At 46.5% G+C, this 26,434-nt stretch carries 25 protein-coding genes; 8 read left to right on the top strand and 17 right to left on the bottom strand.

Going from position 1 to position 26,434, the window contains the following annotated elements; all coding sequences use genetic code 11:
- Positions 1-200: 200 nt before the first annotated feature.
- The gene (locus FKN08_RS19865; RefSeq protein WP_005397804.1) at positions 201-506 is read left to right on the top strand and encodes a DUF6482 family protein; all 306 of its coding nucleotides are present in this window, start codon (positions 201-203) and stop codon (positions 504-506) included.
- A gap of 70 nt (positions 507-576) precedes the next feature.
- On the opposite strand, the gene FKN08_RS19860 is transcribed toward FKN08_RS19865, so the two are convergent.
- Positions 577-1,557 carry a rhodanese-related sulfurtransferase gene (locus tag FKN08_RS19860; protein ID WP_170892762.1) on the bottom strand — a complete coding sequence of 327 codons (981 nt, stop codon included), beginning with the start codon at positions 1,555-1,557 and terminating at the stop codon, positions 577-579.
- Between the two features lie 451 nt (positions 1,558-2,008).
- A complete protein-coding gene (locus tag FKN08_RS19855; RefSeq protein ID WP_170892761.1) occupies positions 2,009-3,304 on the bottom strand; it encodes an alpha/beta fold hydrolase in 1,296 nt (431 codons plus the stop codon).
- Positions 3,305-3,514: 210 nt separating this feature from the next.
- On the opposite strand from FKN08_RS19855, the gene FKN08_RS19850 reads away from it, so the two are divergent.
- On the top strand, positions 3,515-4,672 hold the full coding sequence (locus FKN08_RS19850) for a D-alanyl-D-alanine carboxypeptidase family protein (protein WP_170892760.1): 1,158 nt from the start codon (positions 3,515-3,517) through the stop codon (positions 4,670-4,672).
- 85 nt (positions 4,673-4,757) lie between these two features.
- Here the strand turns inward: FKN08_RS19850 and FKN08_RS19845 are convergent, their stop codons facing one another.
- Entirely contained in the window at positions 4,758-7,415 is a 2,658-nt protein-coding gene (locus FKN08_RS19845; protein ID WP_170892759.1) for an alpha-amylase family glycosyl hydrolase, read from the bottom strand.
- Positions 7,416-7,544: 129 nt separating this feature from the next.
- On the bottom strand, positions 7,545-9,008 hold the full coding sequence (locus FKN08_RS19840) for an AraC family transcriptional regulator (protein WP_170892758.1): 1,464 nt from the start codon (positions 9,006-9,008) through the stop codon (positions 7,545-7,547).
- Positions 9,009-9,175: 167 nt separating this feature from the next.
- Here FKN08_RS19840 and nfsB point away from each other — a divergent pair, with 167 nt between their 5' ends.
- Both nfsB and FKN08_RS19830 read left to right on the top strand, forming a co-directional pair.
- Positions 9,176-9,829 (top strand): oxygen-insensitive NAD(P)H nitroreductase, encoded by a 654-nt coding sequence (nfsB, locus tag FKN08_RS19835; RefSeq protein ID WP_170892757.1) that lies wholly within the window; start codon positions 9,176-9,178, stop codon positions 9,827-9,829.
- A 69-nt stretch (positions 9,830-9,898) separates the two neighbouring features.
- Entirely contained in the window at positions 9,899-10,189 is a 291-nt protein-coding gene (locus FKN08_RS19830) for a putative quinol monooxygenase (RefSeq protein WP_005480132.1), read from the top strand.
- Here FKN08_RS19830 and FKN08_RS19825 read toward each other — a convergent pair.
- Positions 10,186-11,109 carry a LysR family transcriptional regulator gene (locus FKN08_RS19825; protein ID WP_020838235.1) on the bottom strand — a complete coding sequence of 308 codons (924 nt, stop codon included), beginning with the start codon at positions 11,107-11,109 and terminating at the stop codon, positions 10,186-10,188. The genes FKN08_RS19830 and FKN08_RS19825 overlap by 4 nt on opposite strands.
- A 132-nt stretch (positions 11,110-11,241) precedes the next feature.
- On the opposite strand from FKN08_RS19825, the gene FKN08_RS19820 reads away from it, so the two are divergent.
- Positions 11,242-11,460, top strand: a complete 219-nt coding sequence (locus FKN08_RS19820; protein ID WP_005374929.1) for a VF530 family protein — start codon at positions 11,242-11,244, stop codon at positions 11,458-11,460.
- A gap of 490 nt (positions 11,461-11,950) precedes the next feature.
- On the opposite strand, the gene FKN08_RS19815 is transcribed toward FKN08_RS19820, so the two are convergent.
- Entirely contained in the window at positions 11,951-12,403 is a 453-nt protein-coding gene (locus FKN08_RS19815) for a thioesterase family protein (protein ID WP_005374933.1), read from the bottom strand.
- A 210-nt stretch (positions 12,404-12,613) separates the two neighbouring features.
- On the opposite strand from FKN08_RS19815, the gene FKN08_RS19810 reads away from it, so the two are divergent.
- Positions 12,614-13,378, top strand: coding sequence for a ferredoxin--NADP reductase (locus FKN08_RS19810; protein ID WP_006740782.1), 765 nt, complete (start codon positions 12,614-12,616; stop codon positions 13,376-13,378).
- 134 nt (positions 13,379-13,512) lie between these two features.
- Here FKN08_RS19810 and FKN08_RS19805 read toward each other — a convergent pair whose 3' ends face one another.
- The 10 genes from FKN08_RS19805 to FKN08_RS19760 form a co-directional block, all read right to left on the bottom strand.
- Positions 13,513-14,184, bottom strand: a complete 672-nt coding sequence (locus FKN08_RS19805) for a DUF2057 domain-containing protein (protein ID WP_048625417.1) — start codon at positions 14,182-14,184, stop codon at positions 13,513-13,515.
- Between the two features lie 216 nt (positions 14,185-14,400).
- On the bottom strand, positions 14,401-15,549 hold the full coding sequence (locus FKN08_RS19800; protein ID WP_005396613.1) for an AI-2E family transporter: 1,149 nt from the start codon (positions 15,547-15,549) through the stop codon (positions 14,401-14,403).
- Positions 15,542-16,228, bottom strand: coding sequence for a potassium channel family protein (locus FKN08_RS19795; protein ID WP_005396612.1), 687 nt, complete (start codon positions 16,226-16,228; stop codon positions 15,542-15,544). The genes FKN08_RS19800 and FKN08_RS19795 overlap by 8 nt, the downstream gene beginning before the upstream one ends.
- 16 nt (positions 16,229-16,244) lie before the next feature.
- On the bottom strand, positions 16,245-17,135 hold the full coding sequence (locus FKN08_RS19790) for an HlyD family secretion protein (protein ID WP_006740779.1): 891 nt from the start codon (positions 17,133-17,135) through the stop codon (positions 16,245-16,247).
- Between the two features lie 12 nt (positions 17,136-17,147).
- Entirely contained in the window at positions 17,148-17,351 is a 204-nt protein-coding gene (locus FKN08_RS19785; protein ID WP_005462724.1) for a DUF1656 domain-containing protein, read from the bottom strand.
- On the bottom strand, positions 17,351-18,994 hold the full coding sequence (locus FKN08_RS19780; RefSeq protein ID WP_170892756.1) for a TolC family protein: 1,644 nt from the start codon (positions 18,992-18,994) through the stop codon (positions 17,351-17,353). Before FKN08_RS19780 ends, FKN08_RS19785 begins: the two co-directional genes overlap by 1 nt.
- A 10-nt stretch (positions 18,995-19,004) precedes the next feature.
- Positions 19,005-21,179, bottom strand: a complete 2,175-nt coding sequence (locus FKN08_RS19775) for an FUSC family protein (protein WP_170892755.1) — start codon at positions 21,177-21,179, stop codon at positions 19,005-19,007.
- A 388-nt stretch (positions 21,180-21,567) separates the two neighbouring features.
- A complete protein-coding gene (locus FKN08_RS19770) occupies positions 21,568-22,437 on the bottom strand; it encodes a DMT family transporter (protein ID WP_170892754.1) in 870 nt (289 codons plus the stop codon).
- Between the two features lie 144 nt (positions 22,438-22,581).
- Positions 22,582-23,547 carry an HTH-type transcriptional regulator YidZ gene (yidZ, locus tag FKN08_RS19765; RefSeq protein WP_025523988.1) on the bottom strand — a complete coding sequence of 322 codons (966 nt, stop codon included), beginning with the start codon at positions 23,545-23,547 and terminating at the stop codon, positions 22,582-22,584.
- The gene (locus FKN08_RS19760; protein WP_170892753.1) at positions 23,522-24,712 is read right to left on the bottom strand and encodes an MFS transporter; all 1,191 of its coding nucleotides are present in this window, start codon (positions 24,710-24,712) and stop codon (positions 23,522-23,524) included. The genes yidZ and FKN08_RS19760 overlap by 26 nt, the downstream gene beginning before the upstream one ends.
- A 132-nt stretch (positions 24,713-24,844) precedes the next feature.
- Between FKN08_RS19760 and FKN08_RS19755 the strand changes: the two genes are divergently transcribed.
- Together FKN08_RS19755 and FKN08_RS19750 are read left to right on the top strand one after the other, a co-directional pair.
- Positions 24,845-25,315, top strand: a complete 471-nt coding sequence (locus FKN08_RS19755; RefSeq protein ID WP_029801980.1) for a GNAT family N-acetyltransferase — start codon at positions 24,845-24,847, stop codon at positions 25,313-25,315.
- A 25-nt stretch (positions 25,316-25,340) separates the two neighbouring features.
- Entirely contained in the window at positions 25,341-25,796 is a 456-nt protein-coding gene (locus FKN08_RS19750) for a GNAT family N-acetyltransferase (RefSeq protein ID WP_029801981.1), read from the top strand.
- A gap of 10 nt (positions 25,797-25,806) precedes the next feature.
- Here FKN08_RS19750 and FKN08_RS19745 read toward each other — a convergent pair whose 3' ends face one another.
- The gene (locus FKN08_RS19745; RefSeq protein WP_053808269.1) at positions 25,807-26,319 is read right to left on the bottom strand and encodes a DUF2799 domain-containing protein; all 513 of its coding nucleotides are present in this window, start codon (positions 26,317-26,319) and stop codon (positions 25,807-25,809) included.
- Positions 26,320-26,434 lie beyond the last annotated feature (115 nt).

Below are 26,434 nucleotides of genomic sequence, written 5' to 3'. Positions count from 1 at the left end.
GGAAAATGCCAAAGACGGAATAGTCCGCCCCTACAGAATACCGCTCAGAATGACAGATACCGCCTTAGTTGGCGGTATCTGCGTAGATATTAGAAAGTCAATGAGTCGGTTCGTAGACGCTTACAATGATCCGAAGAGATCTCACCTAATGATCGGTTTTGTTCATTAAAACGTAGAGGTTGCTCACAAGGAGGTGAGACATGTCGATACCACTGAGTAAGTTAGAAAAGTTCTTCTACGTAGATAAATTGATCATTCACTCGCTTGATCTCGCATTGTATCAAGCATCTGTCGTAGTTGATGGGAAAGCGCAATTCATCACTGATGACAACGGTATCTTTTTGAGGGCTCATTCCCTTATCGAGATGCAAAAGAAGTGCAAGAATATCAAAGCAAATAAGCAGGTTTTAGTACATAAAAGTGCTTATGATGAGATGGTGGGGCTACCCGAAGGCAAAAGAGACAATCAACTAGAGGTTTTGGTGAGGGATACAAAATTGTATTGAAAGAGTGTTGGTGCATAGTAAAAGCGAGCCACCTTACGGCAGCTCGCTTAAAATAGAATTAGAGTCGAGCTTAGTCTTGTTTACGCTGAGCTTCTTTTTGTGCGTACTTAGCGGCACGTCGAGCTTCTCTTTGCTTGGCACTTTCGCCACCAACATGCTGCTCGCCTCGCTGTTCTGAAAGAACAATTTGTTTTTCACGTTCGCGGAATCGAGCAATTTGCTCTTCTGAGTGCGTGCCGTGACATTTCGGGCAGCTCACGCCTTGCTCGAACAATTCTGACTGTTTGTCTTCTTCAGTGATCGGTAGACGACAAGCGTTACATAAATCGTAATCTGCTTTTTCTAGCTGGTGGTTTACTGCAACACGGCCATCGAAAACGTAGCAGTCACCTTCCCACATGCTCTCTTCTTGAGGAACTTCTTCAAGATATTTAAGAATGCCGCCTTCTAAGTGGTAGACCTCATCAAAGCCCTGTTCTTTCATGTAAGCAGTTGATTTCTCACAGCGGATACCACCGGTACAGAACATCGCCACTTTCTTATGCTTTTCCGGGTCCATGTTTTCTTTTACATAGTCTGGGAATTCACGAAAGGTTTCAGTATTTGGGTTTACAGCGCCTTTGAATGTGCCGATCTCGATTTCGTAATCATTACGTGTATCGACAACAAACACTTCAGGATCAGCAATAAGATCGTTCCACTCTTGAGGTTTCACGTAAGTACCCACTACGTGGCGAGGGTCTATGCCTTCAACACCTAATGTTACGATCTCTTTTTTCAATTTCACTTTGGTGCGATTGAATGGCTGGGTCTCAGAGTACGACTCTTTGTATACGGTGCCTGTCAAACGAGGCTCGTTGTTTAGCCACTCCAGTAGCGTATCAATACCTGCACGATCAGAGGCAACAGTGCCGTTGATGCCCTCACTTGCCAGCAGTAATGTTCCGCGAATATGGTGTTTTTCCATCAACGCAAGTAATGGCTCGCGTAGTTCTTGATAGTTATTCAGCTCAACAAACTTGTACAGCGCACAAACTACATACTGACTCATGAGGTTTCCTTTAAAAATACAGGTGGTCAACGACCTTAAAATTTTAGCGGCACGAAGTATACCTGACTAAATTAGTCGGAAATACGGACAAATTATGCGGATATTATGGCTAGGCGGGATGTAGCGGTGTTTTGATGCGGCAAAGCGTCACGCGGGTAAAATCGCTATGTGTTCAAATTATAAGCATAAATTGTAGAGAACAAGGTAAGTTGAACTCGACACTTTTGGTTTAAATTTGTACTGTGATTCCTTCTTCGGCTCTTCATTAAAGTTGTGCGCAAGAGCTACAAAATAATAATCGGATCAGTTGGCAAGGAAAGGACATGTCGCAGTTTTAGACATAAAGTGGTGAGGGACAAAGAGTGAAAGACTGATCGCCATTGTTCATAAACCGCTATAAAACGCCTTTTCACCAAATACTGAAAAGGCGCATTTCTAACGTCTGCCGTGCTTACTTCAACGTAGCTGCGGTCTGTTTACCCATGGCAATGAGTCTGTCGAGAATGCGCTCACCGTCGGCACGTAAACCGTTGTGCTCGTACTCGTTAGTGATCCACGCTTTTGAGTTTGGGATTAACGCGAGCGTTTCTCGGCTGATATCCATTTCCACAAACATATCATCAGCGTAAACGGCGCAACTGACAGGCACTTTGTTTTGAGCCAGTTGTGTTTGATCGTACAGCGCAGTCCAATCTTCTTTCGCGGCCAATATTTCAGCGGCATCTTTTAGTGGCTTGAGGTTGACGTATTGATCGAACATCCATGGGAAGACCATTTCCCCCGTAAAGTAAAATGGCTTGCCAGGTTCATAATTAAACTCTGGTCGGGTTTGGCGAACACGGTGTGCACTCCAATTTGACGCAAAACCTTGGCAATAAATCGATTCATGCAAAATGGCGTAAATCGGGTTGGTTTGGAAGTTTTGTTGCGCCAACATATCGTTCAAGAACTCATAGCGAAGTTGTTGTTTGCCGTTCACTTCAATCAACGCGCTTTCTAACCAATAGTAAGTTGGTAAGAAAGTATCACTCACACCAAAGTTGATGCCGATTTGTTGAAATTGTTCCACCGTGAAGCGTTGACCATTTGGTAGGTACTCTTCATTTTCCAGCAAGTGATTCGCAATGTTTTGGCAAAGTTGTTGCGCACTTGGAAATTGTTGGAAGAACGCTTGGTTTTTCTCCATGGTGCGTTTGAAGGTGGCTTCATAAACATCGTCGGCATGACGCGAGACTGATGGCACGCCACCCGTGATGTAGCTTTGCAGCAAGCTGTCTGGAAACAAAGACAAATAGGTGAGGGAGCAAAAACCACCAAAGCTTTGACCTAAGATCGCCCATTTTTCTACGCCAAATTGCTCACGAATGTATTCCGCGTCGCGCACGATGTTATCCGCTCGGAAGTGGCTCAAGTAGTCTGCTTGTTGCTCTGGCGTGAGGTGAGCAAGCGTCTGGTGATTAATTACGCTGCTGTTGCCCGTACCGCGCTGGTCGAGAAGCAACACTCGGTACTCTTGGAGCGCGCGTTTTACCCAGCCGTTATTGCCGTTTTGACGCGGAGAGGGAAAGCCTGGTCCGCCCTGAAAGTAAACCAACCAAGGTTTGGTCGATTCTTCATCGCCAACTAGGCAAACCGCACGAGCGAAGACTTCAATGGTGCCTTTACTCACGTCTTGGTAATCCAGAGGAACGGTAAAGCTGTGGGGAGTGTAATGCAATCCTGCGTCGATAAATGATTGAGCGTTCATTGTTATCTTTATTTCCTTATTGAGGGGTAGCGCTACTTTACTGCGAATGGCGTGAAGAACCAATGCTATTTCCAAATCGCTTCGTCAGTTCTATACCTTGGTCAAATCAATGTAAGTTCAAGAAAATGAAACGATTAGCGACTGGTGCAACTGGTTGAGTGAGCTATGCTCAATAGAGTTGCGACAAAGTAAGAGCATGGAGGAAGTCGGATGAAAGTGTCACTGGCTCGATGGACAATTGTGACTTGTTTAATAAGCGTACCTACTTTTGCCGTTGTTACGCCCAACCCACCTCAGTTACAGGCAAAAGGCTACGTATTAATGGACTTTCAATCCGGAGCCATTATTGCCGAGCATAACGGGCGAGCAGGCCTTGCTCCGGCGAGTTTAACCAAGTTGATGACCGCTTATGTAGTTGGACAAGAAATCAAAGCGGGGCGTTTGAAATGGGATGATGTTGTCACCGTGAGTGAAAACGCGTGGTCGGCCAAGTTTCCCGGTTCTTCTAAAATGTTCATCAAACCGAAAGATGAAATTAGCGTTGCGAACTTAATGCGCGGCGTGATCATCCAATCAGGAAATGACGCGTGCGTTGCACTGGCTGAGCATGTTGCAGGCAGTGAACGCGGCTTTGTCGCCTTGATGAATGGCTGGGCGGAGAAGTTAGGGCTGCAAGACACTTATTTTGTAAACTCCCATGGTCTCGATAGTGAAGGCATCCAAACCTCACCCACCGATATGGCAAAACTCATGCAGTCGATCATCAACGATGTTCCCGCTGTGTATGCGCTATATAGTGAGAAAGTCTTCAAGTGGAACGACATTACGCAGTACAACCGCAATAAATTACTGTGGGACAATTCCATTGATGTCGACGGGGGCAAAACCGGTTACACCAGCAATGCGGGATACAGTTTGGTGAGCTCCGCCAAAGAAGGGAAAATGCGATTGATTTCGGTAGTGATGGGCACGCCAAGTAAGCAGGCTCGAACGAGCCAATCCAAGAATTTGCTCAGTTATGGTTTTCGTTTTTATGACACCAAACAAGTTGCCAAACAAGGGCAGGTTGAGTCTAAAGTTCGCGTTTGGAAGGGAAATGCCAATCAAGTTGAGGCGATCTTCGCCAAAGATGCCTATCTCACTCTGCCTCGTTCTATGACGGCTGGGCTTGATAAGAGTGTGGTGTTAAATGAACCGTTGATTGCACCGATCGCGCAAGGGGATGAGATTGGTAAGGTCGTTTGGAAAAGCGATGACAGTACCGTGGCGAGTTATCCCCTGGTCAGCAGCCAAGCGGTAGAAGAGGGCTCGTGGTTCGGTCAGCTTTGGGACAGTTTGGTGCTGTGGGTGAAATCGTTCTTTAGCTAGAATAAAAACGAGCAGAAGTGTCTTTCTGCATTCTTTTGTTGATGACCCGCCCAGCTAAACGCTGGGCGGTGTTTTATTTAACGGTTTATTCCGACAAGGTGATGATTGGTAAATCGTCCCAAATCTTACTTTCATCCGATGCGCCACCGGAGAAGTTCCAAGGGCCTTTGTCTTGTTCTAGCGGACGGTAAGTTGCTGAAAGTCCGTCTAAGTCCCAAGTTGTGACATAGAATCGGATTCCATCGAGCGAATCTGGGCGGCCTAGTGCATCGCTAGCAAAGTCCATTGAAATGGTGTTGTTGGCTTTGTCTACTGTCACTGTTGGTGCTGGCGTTACGGCTTCTCCCCATGTCGTCGCATTTGCTCCTTTGGTGTTGTAAATCGAGCTTTGCCAGCCAAAAACAACCGCATTGCGACTCCAGGTTCCGCTTGGCATAGAAGCGTTGACCTTCGGTAGCTCAGACAAGTTGGTTGCGGCTTCTTCCGGTAAATCAATAAAGATGGTGAAACCAACGTGGTCAAAGCCGTTTGGCGGCAACCAAGTATCGGTGATGTTGTCCATGGTGAAGGTCAAACGTACGTTACTGCCAACGGTAAACACCTCTGCTTTGTTGATTGCGAGTTGGCTGTTGTCTTTGTCGAACGTTGGATCGGTTGGTAATGAGTAGTTACCGTTAGGACCGCCCATGCCGTCTTGTGCATCGCCCGCATCATCAATGGTGTCATCCGGCGAGCTTGACCAGCTTAGGTTCGAGACAAAATTCACGTCCTCGATGCCTGCTTTTTTCTCGGTGGAATAAATCGCGAAGCGGTGCTGTTGTTCGCCAATAGCAAAGTGACGAGTCGACAGCGTGACTCTAAACTGACCATCAGCGCCTACAGTAATGGTTTGCGCTGTTTCCAAGTTACCATCGATGACGAGGTTCAACTTCTCGTTGGCGTTCGCACTACCCGCGATAACAATATCACCAGTGATGGTTTGTCCTTCCCAATCCTGCGCTAGTTGGATGTTGAGGTCTGGCGTATCTACAGATTGATTGCTGCTTGTTTTTGAGTAAATCACTGCAGACTTGGCTGGTAGCTCAAGGGTTACGTGACCATTTTCATCTGCGATTAACTGTTCTGGAGCTTCTGCCCAGTTCGACATGATTTGTTGTTGGAAGACGGTGCCGCCAACTTGTTCTACATCGAGTTGGTTCATCAACATCGGCGAGTTGGATGTGTTCATCACAACCAAGACTTCGTCGTTATCCAACGTTCGGGTAAAGGCGAACACGCCCGCACCCGCTTTATCGCTGCCAATCACTTTTATTTCGCCACGTGTCATGACTTTGTTTTCAGTGCGTAGCTTGGCCAGTTCTTGAATAAACAAGTACATCTCACTGTTTTGGTCGAACGAGTCTACGTAGTTGCCATCTTCACGGTACCCTCCGGCGAACATCGCATCACGCGCCGCTGACATCGCCTGTTCTGTACCTTGGTAAATCACAGGAATACCCGGCACGCTCATCATGGTGATCAGTGCTTGTTTCATGTCATTCACGCTACCTTGCGACAGAAAACGCGGCATGTCGTGATTGTCAATGAAGTTCGGCATGATGTATGGATTTGGGAACATCTCCATCATTTTCTCAAGACGGAAACGTAAATAGTCGGTCGGTTGTCCTGATGCAAATACGCGCGTCATGGTCGCTTGCAATGGGAAGTTCAGTACCGAGGTTAGCTGTTTCGGCGAGCCACTTTCACCGATGTAAGTCAGCATCTTCTCTTCGCCTTCGGTGTGGTAAGGCGTAGATGTTTCGAATACTTCACCAAAAGTGAGGAAGTTGTCACGACCGGTATCAACCGCTTGCGTCATCACACCATCGTCGGCGTGTAGGAAATCGTTCCAGAAATCGTGTTCAACAAACTTCACCGTATCGATACGGAATCCGTCGACGCCGACTTCGCGAATCCATTTTCGGTAGCTCTCTTTTAGATAAGCGCGTACTTCAGGAGCGGACGTATTAAGGTCATCCAAATCAGAGAGCTGCCAGGTTTTTTCTTGTACCGGATCGTTGTGGTCGGTGATGGTTGGCGTCCTGTGGTAGCTGCCTGTGCCGTCTGTTTTACACTCGTTCATGTTGAGTGGGTACGGCAGTTCTTGTCCGGCGGGCAGTGCATTTTTAATCAAACGGAAGCCTTGGCAAGGTAGGCTTGGATCATAACTGTAAGGATCATCGTAGGTAAAGAAGTTGCCTAAATGGTTGGTCACGATGTCCTGAATTAAGAACATGTTACGCGCATGCACTTCGCGTGCTAACGCTTGGTAGCTTTCCATGTCACCAAAGTGTTCATCCACTTTTTGGAAATCGCGCGCCCAGTACCCGTGGTAGCCGCCGTAGTTTTGCTCTGCATCCCACCATTGGTTTGCAACTGGCGGAGTAATCCAGATCGATGTGGCACCGAGATCTTCGATGTAGCTTAACTTATCACTCACACCAACGAGGTCGCCGCCGCTGAATTTTTTATCCGACGTCGGATCGAATTCGTTTTGCCCTTGATCATTGAGAGCGTTGTCGCCGTCGTTAAAACGGTCGATCATCAGGAAGTAAATGATTTGATCTTGCCAATCAGGAGATGCCACGTGGCTGCCTGTATCGATTGGTGTGGTTTCGTCGCTTCCACAGCCAGAAAGAGCAAGAGTGATCGCTAAAGGAAGTATTTTTATTTTATTCATTGGGTTAGGTAGAGTTTCAAACACAGTTTTTGCCTCCGTTATGCAGCAATGCAGAAACGATAAAGCAAAGGTTTGAAATTGAGAGTGTCAATTTACGCCAAAAAAGACGTGAAATGATGTCACGAAGCGGCGACTTTGATCTGACCGACAGTTTTAATTGAGCGGTTGCACAATAGGATATTGTATCGGGTAATGATCTTTCGCGAGCTCGTTGTCGGATTCATCATAAAGGCGGAAACGGCACTGCTTTGCAGTTTGAGTGAGCGATAATTGCAGCACCCAACAAGCATAATGTAGCGAGTGTTGGGTCAAGCGCATTGCGTGAGGTGTGGGGTCATCATCGACGTAACAGTCAATCCTCGAAACGTTTTCAAGTCGGCATGCCAGTTCGATAAAGAGCGTGTATTGCACCCCAATATTAATAAGCTGCCGAGTCGGGACAATGTATTCCGTTGCGCCAATTAAAAGCCCCTTAGAAACCACATAGTCACGCTGGTGGTTATTCTCAATGTAACGTTCCCCATCGACTTCATAACAAAGGCGAAAGGTAAGGGGGTGCGCTACCGGAAGTTCGGTCGTTGCCCAGAGTTCGGTGCCATGACTTAAAAAACGCTCGAAGAAGGCGGGGTAGCGCCGCCATGCGCCATCACGGTCACGGCATTCTACCGAGACCACTTTTTCAAACGCAATATTGTCCACTTCCATCCAGATTTTGCCGACAGGTTGGTCGATGTGGTTATCGTCGAAGGTATTGGCTTTGGCGTAGTACAAGCGGATCGGTTGCTGATTTAGCTGAGTTCGGTTATCCAAACATTGTTGGCGATACTGCATGGGTGAAAACGGATACCAACGACGAAAAGTGCGGTGAAAGTTCGATGGTTCTTCGTAACCAAGTTGATAGGCGATTTGCTGCGTCGTGAGTTGGGTATCGGCAAGCAAAGTGAGTGCTTGCTTTCTTTTAGCGAAATCAACGCATTGAGAGTAGCTCATTTGCTTTTCTTGCAGTCGACGTTGCAGGGTGCGTTTGGAGACGCCCAGTTGCCTTGCCGCTTGCTCTAACTTGAGCGCGTAATTACTGTTTTTGATGAACAAGGCGTTCAAAACACTCAGCAATTCTGGTTGTTCAATTGGCTGGTGAGAAAGCAGCAAATAAACATGTTTCACCAAGTCAAACACGCTTGAACTCGTTTTAGAATCTCGCGTTTCCCCTAGAAAAATATCGGCCGCGAGTGGGTTGTTGGCGTGAACTTGTACCTGTATTGATTCGCTTAACTCAAGCATTTCCAACTGCATTTTGAGCAAGCCAAACACCGACTCCGCCCAATTTGGCATATCGGCCGTTCTGCATTCGACTTGCAGATGGATTTGGGCATCACCATGTTGAAATGTGACGTACAAACGGCGGTCGAATAATGAAACACTTTTACTCCACCAAAGCAGCCCTTCTTGGAGGTTAGGCGCTTCTTTCAACATCATGCATTGCAAGGCAACCAACTTCTCAATGTGCCAATATTCGCCGGCAATTCTCAGGTGATTGTGACCGAGCTTTTTGCACAGAAAGGATGTAATAACGTTATCTTGAGGCAGCATGAGTTGAGTTTGGTTGCGAGCAAACATGCATTATTGCTGAAAAGATGAAGAAGTTCAGTGAGAACGCTCAAAGCCTTTCTTATCGTTATATTTTCAAATTTATTTTGAAAATGTTTTTAATCGAAATCGGTTTTTCCCTTTATCTCATGAGGTTATGCTGTTACACAGCTTAAATTCATTAATTGGAGAACCTCATGGATATCGTACAAGCTGCAAAATCTCGTTACTCAACGAAAGTGTTTGACCCAACGCGCAAGCTATCTCAAGAAAAAATCGATGCAGTTAAAGAGCTGATTCGTTTTAGTCCATCGAGTGTGAACTCTCAACCTTGGCATTTCATTCTGGCAAGCACAGAAGAAGGCAAACAGCGCATCGCTAAAGCGGCGCAAGAGAACTACGCGTTTAACGCGGCGAAGATTCTCAACGCTTCTCACGTATTGGTATTTTGTGCGAAAACAGGCATTGATAACGACTACATTGAAGCGCTAATGGCGCAAGAAGAAAAAGATGGCCGATTCCCAACTGAAGAAGCGAAAGCGGCTGTGCGTGGTGGTCGTGGCTACTTTGTGAACATGCACCGTTTTGATCTGAAAGATGCAAACCATTGGATGGAGAAACAAGTTTACCTCAACGTGGGTACGTTGCTGTTGGGTGCTTCGACGTTAGAAATCGATGCAGTGCCAATTGAAGGGTTTGATCCAAAAGTGCTGGATGAAGAATTTGGCTTGCGTGAAAAAGGTTACACCAGTGTTGTGATCGTGCCGCTTGGCTACCACGCGGAAGATGACTTCAACGCGAAAACGCCAAAGTCTCGCTGGGACGCAGAAACCGTATTCACCGAGATCTAATTCGAGCTTACTTACAGGTGACGTAGAACCCTGTAATCAATATATAAATCGCAAAAGAGTGATAGAACGATGATCCACTTAGTTGCAGAAGTGAAAGCCTACCCGGACAGCAAGGATCAGGTGGTGAATTTGCTTGCTGGTTTACTAGAGCCAACTCGTCAAGAAGAAGGCTGTTGCCAATACGAGTTGTATCTCGACGAAAAAGTTGAAGGCCTATTTATGTTCCAAGAGATTTGGGCATCGCAAGAGGCCTTGGATAAGCATTTGCAAAGCCCGCACATGGCGACGTTTCTTGAAACATTGGAAGAGAACGACTGGGTTGAATATACCCAGATTCGTCCTCTTCGATTTATCGCCTAATGACAGAAGGTTGCCAGCACGTTGGCGCGTTGCTGGCAGCATTTTTGTTGGATAAAGTCGCGGAAAGTCCGAATCGTTGGCGTCAGTAAGCGACGATCGGCACACACCATGTAGAGTGGCACTGGGCCGCAATCCCACTCTGGTAACACTCGCACCAATCTTCCCTCGATTAAGTCTCGGCTGATGTCCATCAACGATTTATTCGCAATGCCTTTGCCTTTGATTGCTAACCGGTGTGGCAAGTCACTATCGTTGCTCATCAAGTTACCGCTGACCACGACTTGTTCTTTCTCGCCGTCACGTGTGAGCGTCCATTTGTTGTAGACCGAATCCGCGACCATATAGCACAAACAGTTGTGTTGCGTTAAATCGGCAGGAGAGGTGAGTTCTGGATGTGTAGCTACGTACTCTGGCGATGCACATAAGATCCGTTCGTTTGCCCCACACAAAGCCAACACGACCAGATTGGAGTCGGCCGGCTCGCCGTAGCGAATCGCAATATCGACAGGCTTGGTGTACATATCCGTCAAGCTATCGGACAGCTCTAGTTTGATGGAAACATTTGGGTAGAGATCGATGAACTCATCCACCCAATCGAGCAACATATTGCGACCAAAATCGGAGGGCGCAGTAATGTGCAGTTGACCAGATAACTCACCACGCGCACTTGAGATCTGATCCAACCCCTCTTGCAATGTTGCCAACGCTTGCGTGGTTTTGTCTAAAAACAGTTCGCCTTCTGAGGTTAAACGCAGGCTTCGGGTAGAACGCACAAACAGCGGGAAACCGATTTGCCCTTCAAGACGCTTAATCGATGCGCTAATGGCGGCAGGTGTCATGTCCATGCTGTTAGCTGCTTTTGAAAAGCTGCCTTGGCGCGCGGTTTCGACAAAAATATTGAGGTCGTTGAGGGCTTTCATAATGAAAAGGACTTTTAAGAAGTTTGGGCTACTATAGGGGAGAGTCGTAGGCCAATTCAAGGTTAAAACATTAGGTTGCACGGCGAGTTTGAGTTAGATTAGCGCGAAACTTCACTTTACCGGATCAATAGCATGAGCCAACAGCAGCCGAATAACCCACTTCACGGGTTGAGTTTAGAGAAAATCGTCACCCGACTAGTTGAACACTTTGGTTGGAATGGCATGTATGAGCGCGTTCGAGTGAACTGTTTTAAGAAAGATCCGTCGATCAAATCTTCGCTGAAGTTTTTGCGTAAAACGCAATGGGCAAGAGATAAGGTGGAAGCGCTATATATCGAGACGTTCTGCTGATCACTCTATGGTCTGCAGCAAGCGTTATGTAGATTCTTAGTCTCGCCTTGGCTCGCTAGAATGACGTCACTTTTCTTATCGTGTGGGCTTTAAGAGTGGCTCTGCTGTTACGTCTAAAGCGTGATTCAGAATCTACCCTCAGATTGTATTGAGTTTATTCATCGCTCTAGGGTCTGCAGCAAGCGGTATGTAGATTCTTCGTCGCGCTTTGGCTTGCTAGAATGACGCAGCTTTTCTTATCGCGTAGGCTGGAAGAGTAGCTCTGCTGTTATGTCTAAAGCGTGATTCAGAATCTACCTTCAGATTGTATTGAGTTTATTCATCGCTCTAGGGTCTGCAGCAAGCGGTAAGTAGATTCTTAGTCTCGCTATGGCTCGCTAGAATGACGCAGCTTTTCTTATCGTGTAGGCTGGAATAGTACCTCAGCATTATTCCCGATAGCGATGAAGAAGCGCTGTCGGGAACCTCGCCTTTAATCTCTCGTTTCTTGCTACTCTAAATGATGCGTGCTACCCACAGTTCCTTCCAAGTCTAAAATCGACTGGCGAACGTGGTCTGGAATCGCCGCTTTTACGTTGTTCTTAAAATCAAACATCACACCAGTAGCGGTGGCGATGGTCGCAATCTTACCCCACTTCTTACTCAGCACTTGGTATTCCATCGTGATGCGATCTTCTTGCATGTCGATCACGCGCGAGCCGACTAATAACGTGTCTGGGTAAGTGACAGGAAGCTTGTAGCGGCATTGCGTCTCGCTCAGTACTGGCCCAATTTGCGAGGTTTGCAGGTCGACTAGCAGATTAATTTTGTTGAAGTAATCTAAACGCGCCGTCTCAAAGTAGCGAAAATAGACAACGTTATTGACGTGTTGCAGAGCATCCATTTCACCCCATGCGACTTTGATCTCTGTGATAACGGGAAAGTCCTTTAACAGTGTGTCCATTTTTAGTGCTCCTTTTTCATCTGCATTGCCACAAATTGCGACGCGACTTATCACTTTGAGCATTTATTCTAGATGTAATCATTTAATATGTAATAAAATTGTTTTTAAAATGTGAAATGAAATGGCAATCTTATTATGTAAACTAGAAACTTTACATAATCGAGTTGAAGGCGTAAGTTTAACTAAGAGTAACCAAATAGGAGGTGTCTCATGACTGAGCTGAAAGGTTTCAATCTAGCCAAGGTGGAAAAACGCATTGACTGGACTGGCGAGCTGTTCAGTTTAAGGGTCTCAGGCGCGCCTCTTACCTTTAAAGCCGGCCAGTTCACCAAGCTTGCTTTGCTAGATGATGAGGGCAAGCCGATCAGCCGTGCTTACTCTGTGGTTAATGCACCAAGCGAACAGTTCGATTGGTTGGAGTTCCTAATAGTAGCGGACCCTCAAGGACAACTTTCCCCAAGGCTCCAAAAGCTTAAATCTGGTGATAGTATTTATGTTGGTGAGACCGCACATGGTGACTTAATCCACGACTCTATTCCTAAACAGGCTCATGATCTGTGGCTGCTATCTACAGGTACAGGTATTGGACCGTTTTTATCGCTACTGGATGATATAAACTTACCACCCCATAATGAGCGAATTGTGCTTGTTCATGCGGTTCGCTACGAAAAAGATCTGGTCTACAAATATCTGATTGAGCAACTACAGCAACGATATGAAGGCAGATTAAAGTACATCCCGATAGTCAGTAGGGAAGTGGTGGATGGCCAGTTACAAGGTCGAATTCCCGAACTCATCGAATCGGGTAGACTGTCCAACGCTGCTGATGTGCCATTCTCTGCTCAAAGTAGTTTTGTCATGATGTGTGGGAACCCGCAGATGATCAAAGATACCTTGCCAGTCTTACAAGATCTTGGGTTGGAAAAGTATCGTCCTAAAACAGGAGGCAATATCATCTATGAGCGTTACTGGTAGCGTTTGGTTAAATTGATATAACCATATTGAACACATGATGATCACCAATACCAAAGTCGTTCAAACGTCCTAGCTTGTTCGATCAAAAAAGCCACATGAAGTGGCTTTTTTAATATCGATAGAGTCAATCAGACTTATTGTTGATTAACGTACGCTTTAAAGCGAGCTTTGGTTTCTGCGTCTGCTTTTTGGTACCAGAAGTGCAGCATCTCTTCTGCTGTCGAATCTGATTTAACCGCAGTCGCTCTTGCTTGTTGCATATCTTCAGGAATCTTTGCTGGTAGTGTGACTGGTTGAGCAACGGCTGCACCAGCAACAGCGATAGCAGCAACGCCGCCTGTTTTGTTGTAGCTTTCCACTTCACGCACGTAATCACGACCGATTTGCATACCCGGTTTGATCAATTTGTCTTGCTCAACGGCGACGGTGTTGCCTGAATCATCAACCAGTTTCCAATCTAAGTCCTTGATCTTTTCTTCCGCATCGCGAAGGTTGCGGTATTCTGGCATTTGTAGCGTCAGCTCGGCATTGGCAGCGTCAAATCGTGTAACGATAACATCGCTTTCAACACTTAAACGGTCATTGCCTTGGTTAAAGTAAGGGGCGAAGCGAAATACGACTTGGTTAACGCCATCAGGTAACGTTAGTGTTCTTTCCGAGGCGAAAAAACCACCCGAAAGGTCTGCTTTTTCACCGTTAGCCGCTAATACTGAAACGTTGTCAGGAACACTCACGGTTACATCTGCGAATGCCATGCCACTCATTGCGAGAGCAAGCGCACAAGTTAAAGGCTTGATCAATTTCATTGTTTTTATCCTAAGCAAATTAGTGGTCATCGAGAGTGCATCGTTCATTGCCCGATTGCAACTCCCAAGTGTAAGAAGTATGAAAATTTAACAAGAACGTCATTTTTATCGCATTTATTACGGGGAAACTGTGATCCAAATAGAATCAAACCGCTGCAATAGAGCGGTTTGATATCATAAGTTATAGATTAAATTTCTTTCTAACTTATTGATTTATTATATGCCAGCACCGTGTCCAGGCTCTGATTGGTCATCAGAAGCGTCTTGTTGTTCTGCCATTTCTTCTTGCTGTTGTGCTTTCTCAATGCTCAACCACCAAACAAATAACTCATACCAAATCGCCAGGATAACAGCACCTAAGAACAGACCAACGATGCCGTAGAAAAGCATACCACCGATGGCACCGAGCAGAATCACAGGCATTGGTACGTCGACACCACGTCCCATTAACATTGGTTTGAACAGGTTTTCAGAAAGAGCTGCAACTACTACCCAGACAGTAAACATGGTGGCTGTCGTTGTATCTTGAGTCATGTACATAAAGCCGATCACTGGTAGTACGGCAAGCAGCGCTGGTAGCTGAGCGATACACAAGATCATCAGAATCAGAGTGAGCAAACCAGCTGCTGGAACGCCAAATACAAAGAAACCAGCACCGATCAATAGGGCTTGAATCGCCGCCACACCGACTACGCCAAGCAGTACGCTTTTAATGGTTGCGGCGATAAGCGTGGTCCAGCTTTTAGCGTTTTCACCAGCGGTACGAATAGCGATGGTTCTTAGCCCTGATGCTGCAGATTCAGAGTACGTCATAAAACCTGCTGCAATCGCAAGTGACAAGATTGAAAGCAGTAAACTGCCCAATACACCGCCAAGTGTGCCTAGCAAAGAAGTGAGCGCGGACTTTATCTGCGGCATAAAGGTTTGAATCGCTTGTTCAAGGTTAGTCGCGAATAGGGTCCACACCTCATAGAGCTTATCACCTACGACAGGCCAATCCGCAACGGAAGGTTTTGGACCTGGGATCTTCACTTGTCCGTTTTGCAATACTTCAAGCGCATGCGTTGCACCATCCACAATAGAACCTGACACCATAACAAGTGGTGTGACTAAGAGTGCAATACCAAGTAAAGCAATCGTCGTGGCTGCCAGCCCTCTACGACCGCCATATGCACGCTCCAGCTTTTTTGTAAGTGGCATTAAAGCGACGGCAATAATTGCACCCCAAATAACGGGAAGAATGAAGGGTTTGATGATGTCGTACGTAAACATCAGCAAGACGAAGATCAAGCCAATGCGTATTGCTGATTCCACCATATTACTGATGAAAAGCTTACTGTCGATTTTTACCGATTGTTTATCCATTTTTGTTTACCTGATGATCAATGTTAGAACTGACGAGACTTGAAACAACAATCGCCATATAGAAAACACCTGTAATGGCCTCTAAATACACCACGACTTGAGCCAATGGCGTTAGAGGGCTGATATCGCCATAACCAAGCGTGGTTAAGGTGACGAAACTAAAATACGCCGCATTAGAGAAATTCTGCCCCCAAGAAATGGCTTCCATCCCAGTGAATGAGGTTGGCGAGAACTCTAGAAGAATGAGATAGGCAATTGCCCACATCAGACCAAGCAGCAAGAAAAGCGCGACTGAGCCAATGACTTTGTTGCTATTGACGTGGCCAGTGAAAAGAATCTGCCTTGCGATGGATTTAAAAGTGCCGAAAAAGAACGCGAAGGTGAGGGCAAGCATCACTACATTCATCTCCCGGATGTTGAAAACGGTCTTGATCACAATCACAAGAACCCAAACGCCAAACAGGGTATAGAGGAAACGAGACCACATTTTGTCGAAGCGAAGGCTGGCAAAACAGACAATGAACGTGAGAACCGTGAACGCCTGCAGTATGTGTTCAATCGTACCTTCACCCACCACTTGTGCCATCGCACTCCCTAGCAACAAAATCACCAGCGCTAAAGTTAGATAGAAGAAGTTGTTTTCTTCATTAATGTTTTTGAGTTTTTTACCAATGACCATGGTTCTTCTCACTTAGTTACTGTTCATTTTCTGCCGATGAATCTTTCATCACCATGATGGACGCAGAAAGCCCGAATCGAAGATCAACATCTTCTGGAAGTTCTTGGATTGAGATTCGTACCGGAATACGTTGTGCTAAGCGAATCCACTGAAAAACAGGGTTCACGTTTGGAAGAAGGTTGTAGCCGACCGTGCCGTCTTTCGGCGCAATACCCCAACCGATAGAGTCAACCGTTGCGTCAATTGGCGTGTCTGGGTGAGACATCAAAGTGACACGTGCTTGGCTGCCAGGTTCGATTTGCGCGAGTTGGTTTTCACGGAAGAAACCAAACACCCAGAAACTGTTCTTGTCGATCAGCGCCAGCAGTGGCTGGTTTGCGACCGCTTGCGTACCGTTTCGGATATCGAGGTTAGACACAAAACCATCGACGGTCGCATAAACTTTGGTGAAGCTGAGGTTAAGGCGCGCTGACTTTAATTGCTCTTCTGCAGATTTGATTTGCAGTAGCGATTCTTCGTAAGCGATTTCACGACGAATCAGATCCTTGTGAGAAACCGCGCCGCGGTCTTTCGCGCGAATATCTTTAAGGCGGTCGTATTCGATTTTTTTACCGCGAGAGCTAACAATGGCGCGTTCTAGTGCCACTTCGGCTTGAGATAAAGCAACTTCGTAAGTCGCAGGGTCGATTTCAAACAGTAAATCGCCTGTTTTCACTTCTTGGTTGTCTTGCACCGCGACATTTACAATTGGGCCTGATACACGAGGAGCTACTTTGATGACGTTCGCGCGCACTTGGCCGTCGCGTGTCCAAGGGTTATTAAAATACTCTTCAAATTTTTGATAGCCGAGCCAAGCTGCGCCACCAAGAATGACAAGATTGAGTGCGATTACGAATAGTTTTTTCATCTTGTTTGGCACCTAAAATTGAATATAAAAGCTGTCGATGGCCACCACATAACCGACCATGATGGCAATAAACGTCAGAGACGGAAAAGCAATGAAGCGAGACAGACGTGTCTTGTTCAATATCATCACCGTTATCCACGTTGCCGTGACGGCGAGAAAGAGCACCAGTAACGTGGGAGAAAAGTAAATGTCTCCCCAAGAGAGTTCATGAGGCATTAGAGATCCTCCGTTTTGTTCTCATCACTGGTCTCATCCGGAGTTTCGAGGCGCAAAGGCGGCAATACGCGGTTTTCTTCATTTAAATAACCATCCCAGTCAGTTCGTTCTGTCATTTGCTTGGCAATAGATTCACTGAGGAAGGGTTTGCCTGTTTGGGTTTGCCAGCCTCCACCGAGGGCTTTATAGAGTGCAACAACTTGGTTCGCCACGTTCCCTTTGATCGTTGCGTAGCTGTCTTCCGCACGGGTCATTTTCTCTACCGAGTTGAGCAGACGTTCAAAAGAGATTTGGCCGTTTTCGTACTGCGTCATGGAGATATTGAATGCACGAATGGAAGAGTTGACCGATTGCAAACGTAAATCTTTTTGCTGCAAATACAGGTCATACGCTTCGATTGCATTGGTGACTTCATTAACGGCTTGCAGCACTTTTTTGTTGTAGTTCGTCAGCGTTTCTTGGAAGCGAGCATCTTCGAAACGAATGTTATTTTTCACGCGTCCGTATTGGAAAATATTCCAACTGAACGTTGGGCCAACCACCATGGTGAGCGAATCGCTAAAACTGAAACTGCTGCCATCGGGAACTGTACTGTCGATACCGATGGAACCGAATAGTGAAAAGCTTGGGTAAAGAGCGGTTTCCGCCACGCCAATTTGCGCACTCTGCGCGCGAGCTTGCATCTCAGAGACTTGTAAATCCGGACGGCGCATCACTAAGTTCGCATCCACTTGGGTATCCAACAGCGGTGGACGCGGCACAATGGAGCGCTCGTCGGTGCCCGATAACGCCGATTTTCTGCCTGTCGATTTGAACTGTTTTTCGTAGTCAGCAATTTGCTTATGCATTCCATCTGATTGCAGCAGCTCGTCTACTTCTTCCGGTAATGCACCTAGCAATAACGCCAACGCGGTACGTGATTGTTTCATCGCGACTTCGAGACTCGGTAATGCCGCTTTGGTAGTATAGAGTTGGTTTTTCGCCTGTTGAACGTCCAATTCTGTAACGTTGCCAGAGTCGAACTGAACCTGTGTAATGCGGACGACACGCTCTTGAATTTCGATGTTGCGACGAGACAGCAAAATGCGCTCTTGGAACGTGCGATAGTTAATGTAGTTACGCGCCACTTCTGCGGTGATGGTGACCATGATGTCGTGATACGACGCGATGGATGCGTAATAACCCGCTTCTGCTGATTCGATGCCACGAGCGTATTTGCCCCAAATATCCATTTCCCACGCAGCATCAAACGACAGAGCGGCGTTGTTTACACCCTGATCATTCACGTAGGCATGCGCTAGATTTCCTGACACGGTTTGAACTTGCGGGTATTGCAAGCCGGTCGAAATGCCGAGCAATGAACGTGCTTGTACTATTCGTAGCCCTGCGGCTTCTAAATCGAGGTTTTGTTTGCTCGCCAACTCAACCAGCTGATTGAGAGTTGAGTCATTAAATTGCTGCCACCATTGTTGTAGCTGTTGCTCGGATTGCTGCGTATCTTTGGCTGCTTTTTGCACCGACCAGTCACTTGGCATTGGCGCCTGCTTTGGATGAACATAGTCTGGTCCTACAGTGGTACACGCACTGAGCCCGAGCAGAGAAAGTATGGCGAGGCTTGGTTTAGTTAGTTTTGGAAGCATCATATCCCCACCTTTAAAAACGCTTCTGTTGTAAGTTCACCCAATCGATATCCTCGTAGGTTTGCTTGCAATGCTTGATTGCTTCGAACACGTTCCGTTTTAAATTCAGCAAGATATAAAAACCGGCTATCTCTGAATAAGCGTAGTCAGATAAATCTAACTCACTAAAAAAATCTTCCAGTTTATCTTCGAATGATTGGTAATCCTGACTGTATTGGTCGAATACGGAATCGAGTTCTTGTGTTGCTTGATGTCTGGCTAAAGCGCCCGCCATCAAAGGAATGATGGAATCGCGGTGTTGTTGGCGAAGTTGAGTAATCAGCGGATTGGTCAGCAACTTTTTCTCGGCGGCCATTAAGATATTGATGTGACTACTGAGTACATCACACGCTTTGCTAAACGCGCCAATCGCTTCTGGCGTGGTTTTGTCAAAGTGTTTGTGGTTGATTTTCGAACCCCACACCTTGAGCTTTTTCGATGAAACGTTGAGCGTCACCAAGTGCAAGGCCCGTTTGAGCGGCGTGATAATCGAGCTGGATTGCTTCTGATAGGAGTCAAACAGATCCCGAGTGTGCCTAAAATAGCGCTCTTTTATGGTCAAAAAGAGGTGTTCTGGTCGTGAGCTAAACGGGAAGTAGTGCGCGAAAATGATCATGAACACCACCATGTAGAACAGCAGCATGATCGTCATGAGGATCCCGAAGTGATAAAACATGTTGTTGTCTAAACCGAGAACAAACAAGCCCACCATGTAGAAAATCGTCACTGGCCCGTTAAACAGATAAAAGCCGATAAAGGTGTAGATAAAAATGAATAGGCCAAGCTCTAACCCGAGATCCAATTGCGGAAGAATGAAGACGTAAGAAGGCACCGCGAACAAGAAGCCGAAAGTGAACAGCACAAGCAACAAAATCGGGTGCACAGGTACGAACGACAGCAAAGACATAAACATGGTCGAGAAGACTACAAACGAGTAGCCGCCTGGTGGATTGAAATAAATCCAAATCAGTCCTGCCACCCAATAAGTGACAAAGGTTTTGACCGCGGTTTTAAAGTTTTCTGCGTCCCACCATAGAAACTTGCCTTTCGGTTTTGGCAGTGGCACGTCAAAGGAGACATTGTTCGTCACAGAGTCAATACAACTAATGCTCTCCGCCAAACGCGACAAGTTTTGATGCATGAGCCCCAAGAGGTGCCCCAGCATAAGCGCAGAGCCTTTCTCTAGGTGCGCTGCGTCTTCAAGTAACGCTTGGTTGTATTCGACTTTGAACTCTTGAGCACGAAAAGCGGGCTCTTTTTCGTCCCAGCCTTGTTGGCAGGTATCAAATAGAGCGTCAATTTCCGCAACGGCTTGATCAAAGTTGCTGATGCTTTCACGGTCTTGCTGGTGGCTAAAGTGGCTGTGCGCCGCAACGGTCAATTGTTGCGTTACCTGCTTGTTCAAATGAACCGCCAAGCGCCACTCTTTCATGTAGGCCGACACGTCGCTGCATTCCACACTGACTGTGGCAAAACGCTGTTCGAGCGCATTTTGGGCGGCAAACATCTGTTCGATAAGAGAATCCACGCTAGGTTGTGGCTCTTCAGCTTCTGGGTTTTCTTCTCCATCTTCTAGAGGAGAGACTTGCCCTGCCGATTTTTGCTCGAAATTTTGCAAGATAGCGGTGAACAGCGCGCGTTGTGCTTGGTTGAGTTGTTCGATGAGCTGTCTTAGGTTTTGTTCTGTTTTGGTCGGGAATAAGAAAGTCCCCACGAGTGTGTAAACCACCACCCCAAACACCGTCATATAAGCGCGGTCAACGCCATAAAGAAACGCACCTTCTGCGTCACCGCCATTGGACATCATCAGCGTCATCACACCGGTCAGCATGAGTAGCGTTGGATCTTTTTGATAGGCATTACGGAAGTAAAAAATGAAAGAGACCACAACCGACACGCTCAGCATGTACAGCAAGCGGTCTTGGGCAAACAATCCCACCAGTAACAAGCCAACGACGGCGCCAACCAACGTACCGAACACGCGTAAGGTACCTTTGGCGAGGGATTCACGACGACTGCCTGTGGATGCAATCAGCATCACTGTGGTTGCGGCCGTCGATGCTTGCGGCCAACCCATGGCAAACGGGATTAGATAAGCCAGAGTCAGGCTAAGCGATACTTTAATAGCGAATTTTATTTTGTCGTTCATAGTGTCAAAGTTTGCTCAGGCTTATCGTTATAAGTTGATGAATTTCTTATGTGAATAATCAGAATCTTGTTCTGAATAAATTCGGGGGGCGGAATATAGCGGGTGAAAAAGTGTGCTTTGTAAACCCTTTGTCAAAACACAAAGAGCGTATTTGGCTCGATCTCGCGCTAGCCCTTGGCGTTATTGACGAAACGCCTAAAACGAGCAAAATCGCGATCTGTGACGATTCTCACTTTTGAAACAAAAACGTCGTGTTTTGTGAGCCAATTCTCACCTTATATCCTTCGCCTGATACTAAAGCAGGCCACTCGTATCATCTGCAATGAGCTTTGCTGCTTTAAAAAGCATAGATGATGAATGGGTATTTGAGAGGGAAAGTTATTATTTTTTATCGGCTTGCCGATTGTTCGCTTGTTTTTTTGGATCGAGATAAAAAAACCAAAGCGATACCACCAAGAATGATGCCACTGGTTAAAAGTGTATGCAGCGAAAGAGACTCGTGGAGTACGACGGTACCTAACAGCAAAGCAATGGCCGGCACGGAAAGTTGGCTGACGGCGGCTTGAAGTAAAGAGAGCTTACGCATGACTTGATACCAAAGCGTATACCCAAGGCCAGATGCAATGGCGCCAGACGTGATAGAGAGCAAAATTCCGCTCAGAGAGAGATGGATTGAGGACAGCATCAATGGTGATAGGAGTATGCCAATTATAGATGCAGCGATAAACCCCCATGTGATGCCACTACTTGGAGAAGGCGCTTGTTTGCCGAGCGCAGTAAACGCAGCCCAACAAACGCCAGAAATCAACATGAGAAATGCAGAACTGATATCGGGGCGAGTGGCAGATGGCAACATTAACCAAACAAAGCCGACAATCGAAAGGCCGATACCGATGATTTCGAGAAACTGAAAGCGCTCACCTTGCCACCAATAGATGGCCAGTAATGTAAGTTGCACGGCACCAAACAAAAGCAAAGCTCCAGTTCCTGTCGCCAGTTGTAAGTACGCGAAAGAGAAAAGGGCAGCGTAACCAAATAACGCCACGCCAGCAAAAAAGCGAAAGCGAGAAGTTGGCCGATCGGTTTTCCACTGACCTCTCACGACAAGCAATGCGATTAAGGTAATCGCGCCAGATATCAATCGAACGAGAGTGAAGCTTCCTGCATCAATCAACCCTTCGGCCAATGCAAGTCGGCACAATAATGAATTGGCGGCGAACGCCAGCATCGTAATAGCAGTGAGTAAAAAGGTCGACATCCTTGGCCCTTAACGCAGAAATATGGATTGAGTGTAGCGTCAAACGACCTTTTTCATTAGTTGATAAAGTGATTAGTTATAGCTGTCAGAGCGAGAAAATCATCAAAAATCACCAGAGAAAACCTGACCTTAGCCTGAGTGTTACTATGGTAGGGATGGTTGTTCGTACAATGACTTGATGGTGTTTTTCAACCATAGCAATTTGGGATTGTACGCATTGCGTTTATGCCAAATCATGGTAAATGGAATCAGTAACTTGTCTTGTTGAGTTTGGTCTAACGGAATTGGCAAGCACACCAAATCGAGATGCAGCTTTTCTGTGTAGCTTTTGCAATAGTGCGGCGCGGTGGTGATCATGCCATGCGTCGGCTGCGCAGCCATAAAAAGGGATTGCTCAAAGTTGGACATCGTCAGCCCGATAGAGCGCTGTAGCCCTAGTTCCGTTAACACTTCATCCAACGCCCAAGTTTCACTTTTTTCCCAAACAATATTGATGTGTTGGTAGCTCAGAAAGGTCTCGAGATTCCACTCTTGCTGTAATGCCGGATGATCTTTATGTAAATACACCATCGGCAGGTCATAAAATAGAATCTCAAAATCCAAGAAATACGGCAGAAGATCCAACGACTCTTTCGATCTCGGGTGACTTTCTCGGCCGGTAAAACCGATATCCGCCTCGCCTCGAATGATGGCGTCGAGTGAATCGTAATCCCAGTTACTGGTTTTTACTTTCGCTTCAGGGTATCGCTGGTGGATAGCGACGATGAGTCTGTCCAGCACCGTGAGCACTAATGGCGACTCAATCGTGATATCAAAACGCACTCCTTTAGGCGTAATATCGCTGCGTTTTTCTGCAATCTGGCTGCCAATTTGCAGCCATTCTGCAAGATCTTGCTCCATGCTTTGCGCCAAGGGCGTTGGCGCAAGACCTTTAGGTGTTTTGACAAACAAAGGATCATCGAACCAATGACGAAGTTTGTTGAGCGACTTACTTACGGTAGAGGGCGTAACGTTCAGCTTTTTCGAGGCTTTCGAGACGCTTTGCTCTTGCAGCAATAATTGCAGAGTGAACAGTAAGTTTAAATCAAGTCGCGCTAGGGATTTCTTCATAATGGGTATCGTGAACAGGCTTTGGAATCAATAGTATTAGAGCAAGGCTGATTACGCTACCTAACACTAAGATAAACACCAACATATTCAGTGCACTAACGCCGATGAAACCCATAAACCAAATATAGAACGCTGAACTACAAACTTGAGCAATGCCCAGTAACGAGCTCGCCACGCCAGCTTGTTGAGAGAATGGGCTGAGCGCTTGGCTCATGGCCACGCCAAAGCCACAAGCGAAACCAGCGCAAATCAGCCCAAGTCCGAATACATAGTAAAGAGATTGTCCATCATGGAAATGGGCAGCACTGAGCACGATGCCTGCACAAGCGAGCAATACTTGAGAGGTGATCATTAAGGTTCGCTGCTTAAAAATCCCCAATGCCAATGGCGCCGAGAACGAAATCAACATACTGATCGTCGCAGTCCCTGCCATGATGGAAGAATAGCCGCCGCGATCAAAACCAAGCATGCTCATCACGACAATTGGTGAAGCGTTAACAAAGGTCAGAATGGTGGTCACTCCAAGTGCAGTAATGATCAGCCTACTGATAAAAAATCGCTCGAAGAAAGTCTCTTGATGGCTCTCTGGAGCTGTCTGTTCTTCACCTTGTTGGCTGGGTAGTGATTCCTTGAGAACAAAAATGGCCAATACACTGACGAGAATGCCCATTCCTGCCATCGTGGTAAACAAACTCGGCCAAGGAAATTTCAGCATAATCAAGTGACCAATCACGGGTGCGATCACTGGAATGATACAGGTGATGCCATTGAGCATCGACAATACTTTCGCGCGGCGTTCATCGTCTAGCGTGTCGCGTAAAATCGCGAACGCGACGACATAGCAAGATCCAGCCCCGATGCCTTGGCAAAAGCGAGCAATCAAGAAAGCGTTTGGTTGCTCAGCCATCCCGCCGAGAAAAGATGCGAGCACGAAGATCATCGCGCCGATGACGGCAATAGGCTTTCGTCCCACAGAGTCTGCAATTTTCCCCGCGAATAACATCGTGGTAGCCATGCCAGCTAAATAGATCGAAAACGCAATATGCAACTGTGATTCACTGGCGTTGAGATCTGACGCAATTTGAGGCAAACCAACAAGATACAAATCAATGGCAGTAGGGTAGAGTAAAACGAGTGCAAAACTACAAAGTAAAAAACGGGACATGGAAACCTCTCTATCGAATGGCGAGGATAATAGAGTGCTAAACGTTTGCCTGCGAGTGGGAAATACGACACTAGGTATTTCTATTTACGACATACCCTGTATGAATTGAGCATAAAAACAACAAGGAAGATTATGATTACTATTGAAAAGTATTCGCCTGAGCGACATGAACAAACTTGCGAACTTAGCGTGCTAGAAGAGCAATCGCAGTTTACGGTCGCGGATGTGGGTGAAATGCTTACACGTCTTGAACCCAAAGAGCTTCCGCATCTGATTTTGGCGGACGATGACGTGGTTGGCTTTTTTCTATTTGATGCTGCTTACAGCGAGAAATACGATTTTTGCCCGAAAAACAGCTTAGGCGTACGTGCTTTGTTGGTGGATCACCGTCATCAAGGCAAAGGCATCGCCAAGCAAGCCATTCAACAGTTTGCCGATTTCGCCAAACGTCATTATCCCGAGTTTCATGCGCTTTATCTCACCGTGAATTGCCGCAACATACCCGCTTATCAGTGCTATTTAAAATCAGGGTTTGAAGATACCAATGAGCTTTACCACGGCGGCCCCGTTGGACCGCAGCACATTATGAGACAGCCGCTTTAACTAGGAAAACACCAAGGATGGAAATATGAGAATTGAAATCGACGATTTAGAACGGCCGCAGGTGCTTGCGTTGTTGGAAGAGCATTTGCAGGACATGTACGCTACATCGCCACCAGAGAGCGTGCATGCGTTAGATGTAAGCAAGTTGAAGCTGCCTTCAATCACGTTTTGGACGGGGTGGGATGGTGAGCAGCTATTGGGATGTGTGGCAATGAGCCAACTAGAAGATGGTCACGCAGAGTTGAAATCGATGCGTACGACGCCGTCGGCGAGAAAACAGGGCGTGGCATCCCGCTTGCTCAATCACGTGATTGAGCAAGCGAAACATCAGGGGATACAACGTCTAAGTTTGGAAACTGGGTCGATGGCATTTTTTGAACCCGCGCATCGCCTATATGAAAAACATGGCTTCGCGTACTGCGAGCAGTTTGGTGACTATCAACCTGATCCAAACAGCCGCTTTATGACCCTAGCGTTGTAGCCCGTCGCGACTAAAAGTTAAAGTAGTAATTAGCTCCTGGCGAGATGAGTGATGCACGCTCACGCGCCAGTTGTTTTCTTCTCTCTCTAATACGCTTCGCGTTGTCTTTATCTAAGTTTGCATCCAATTGATGATCAAGGCGTGATATCTCCGCATCTAACGCGTTAATGCGTTGTTGACGCTGATATTCTTGATGGCCTAACTGATAGTTTTTAAGGAAAAGATCGTTAGAGCAAACGCCATAGTAGGTTTTTCCTTCTACACCCACCGTGTAACCATTGTCTGGCGAACAGTAAAGAATGGTGCCTTTATCAAAACCGTCTTGCCACTCAACGTGATTTGGCGTTACGCCTGCTTCGCGACAGTCTTTAATGTATTCGTACAAAATGTTTGGGTTGTTGCCTGATCGGCCATCTTGGTAGCCGACGCGATACCAGTCTGCGGTTTGGCATTGTTCTGGCGACATGCTGCTACAACCAGAAAGTAATGCAAATATGGCAAAGAGAAGCGCAATGCGTTTCATGAAGTGGATTCCTTGTTACTGCGTTAGGTTCGCTGATTATAAATGAACAGTGTTCATTTCCAATAGATAAAATTAATAATTACCGAGTTATTGATGCGTTTCGCTTGTGAGTTTG

The organism is Vibrio sp. 1-2 (7-a) (assembly GCF_013048515.1).
Taxonomy (GTDB): domain Bacteria; phylum Pseudomonadota; class Gammaproteobacteria; order Enterobacterales; family Vibrionaceae; genus Vibrio; species Vibrio diabolicus.
The sequence above is the reverse complement of the archived record's forward strand: the minus strand, read 5'-3'. Positions and strand labels throughout refer to the sequence as shown.

Bases quoted from the DNA above. Each gene is read 5' to 3' on its own strand.
- FKN08_RS19840 (WP_170892758.1), bottom strand. From the start codon at position 9,008: ATGTTTGCTCGCAACCAAACTCAACTCATGCTGCCTCAAGATAACGTT.
- FKN08_RS19780 (WP_170892756.1), bottom strand. From the start codon at position 18,994: ATGATGCTTCCAAAACTAACTAAACCAAGCCTCGCCATACTTTCTCTG.
- FKN08_RS19820 (WP_005374929.1), top strand. From the start codon at position 11,242: ATGAGCCAACAGCAGCCGAATAACCCACTTCACGGGTTGAGTTTAGAG.
- FKN08_RS19790 (WP_006740779.1), bottom strand. From the start codon at position 17,135: ATGAAAAAACTATTCGTAATCGCACTCAATCTTGTCATTCTTGGTGGC.
- nfsB (WP_170892757.1), top strand. From the start codon at position 9,176: ATGGATATCGTACAAGCTGCAAAATCTCGTTACTCAACGAAAGTGTTT.
- FKN08_RS19775 (WP_170892755.1), bottom strand. From the start codon at position 21,179: ATGAACGACAAAATAAAATTCGCTATTAAAGTATCGCTTAGCCTGACT.
- yidZ (WP_025523988.1), bottom strand. From the start codon at position 23,547: ATGAAGAAATCCCTAGCGCGACTTGATTTAAACTTACTGTTCACTCTG.
- FKN08_RS19750 (WP_029801981.1), top strand. From the start codon at position 25,341: ATGAGAATTGAAATCGACGATTTAGAACGGCCGCAGGTGCTTGCGTTG.
- FKN08_RS19855 (WP_170892761.1), bottom strand. From the start codon at position 3,304: ATGAACGCTCAATCATTTATCGACGCAGGATTGCATTACACTCCCCAC.
- FKN08_RS19850 (WP_170892760.1), top strand. From the start codon at position 3,515: ATGAAAGTGTCACTGGCTCGATGGACAATTGTGACTTGTTTAATAAGC.
- FKN08_RS19805 (WP_048625417.1), bottom strand. From the start codon at position 14,184: ATGAAATTGATCAAGCCTTTAACTTGTGCGCTTGCTCTCGCAATGAGT.
- FKN08_RS19825 (WP_020838235.1), bottom strand. From the start codon at position 11,109: ATGAAAGCCCTCAACGACCTCAATATTTTTGTCGAAACCGCGCGCCAA.
- FKN08_RS19760 (WP_170892753.1), bottom strand. From the start codon at position 24,712: ATGTCCCGTTTTTTACTTTGTAGTTTTGCACTCGTTTTACTCTACCCT.
- FKN08_RS19860 (WP_170892762.1), bottom strand. From the start codon at position 1,557: ATGAGTCAGTATGTAGTTTGTGCGCTGTACAAGTTTGTTGAGCTGAAT.
- FKN08_RS19810 (WP_006740782.1), top strand. From the start codon at position 12,614: ATGACTGAGCTGAAAGGTTTCAATCTAGCCAAGGTGGAAAAACGCATT.
- FKN08_RS19785 (WP_005462724.1), bottom strand. From the start codon at position 17,351: ATGCCTCATGAACTCTCTTGGGGAGACATTTACTTTTCTCCCACGTTA.
- FKN08_RS19755 (WP_029801980.1), top strand. From the start codon at position 24,845: ATGATTACTATTGAAAAGTATTCGCCTGAGCGACATGAACAAACTTGC.
- FKN08_RS19830 (WP_005480132.1), top strand. From the start codon at position 9,899: ATGATCCACTTAGTTGCAGAAGTGAAAGCCTACCCGGACAGCAAGGAT.
- FKN08_RS19815 (WP_005374933.1), bottom strand. From the start codon at position 12,403: ATGGACACACTGTTAAAGGACTTTCCCGTTATCACAGAGATCAAAGTC.
- FKN08_RS19800 (WP_005396613.1), bottom strand. From the start codon at position 15,549: ATGGATAAACAATCGGTAAAAATCGACAGTAAGCTTTTCATCAGTAAT.
- FKN08_RS19865 (WP_005397804.1), top strand. From the start codon at position 201: ATGTCGATACCACTGAGTAAGTTAGAAAAGTTCTTCTACGTAGATAAA.
- FKN08_RS19770 (WP_170892754.1), bottom strand. From the start codon at position 22,437: ATGTCGACCTTTTTACTCACTGCTATTACGATGCTGGCGTTCGCCGCC.
- FKN08_RS19745 (WP_053808269.1), bottom strand. From the start codon at position 26,319: ATGAAACGCATTGCGCTTCTCTTTGCCATATTTGCATTACTTTCTGGT.
- FKN08_RS19795 (WP_005396612.1), bottom strand. From the start codon at position 16,228: ATGGTCATTGGTAAAAAACTCAAAAACATTAATGAAGAAAACAACTTC.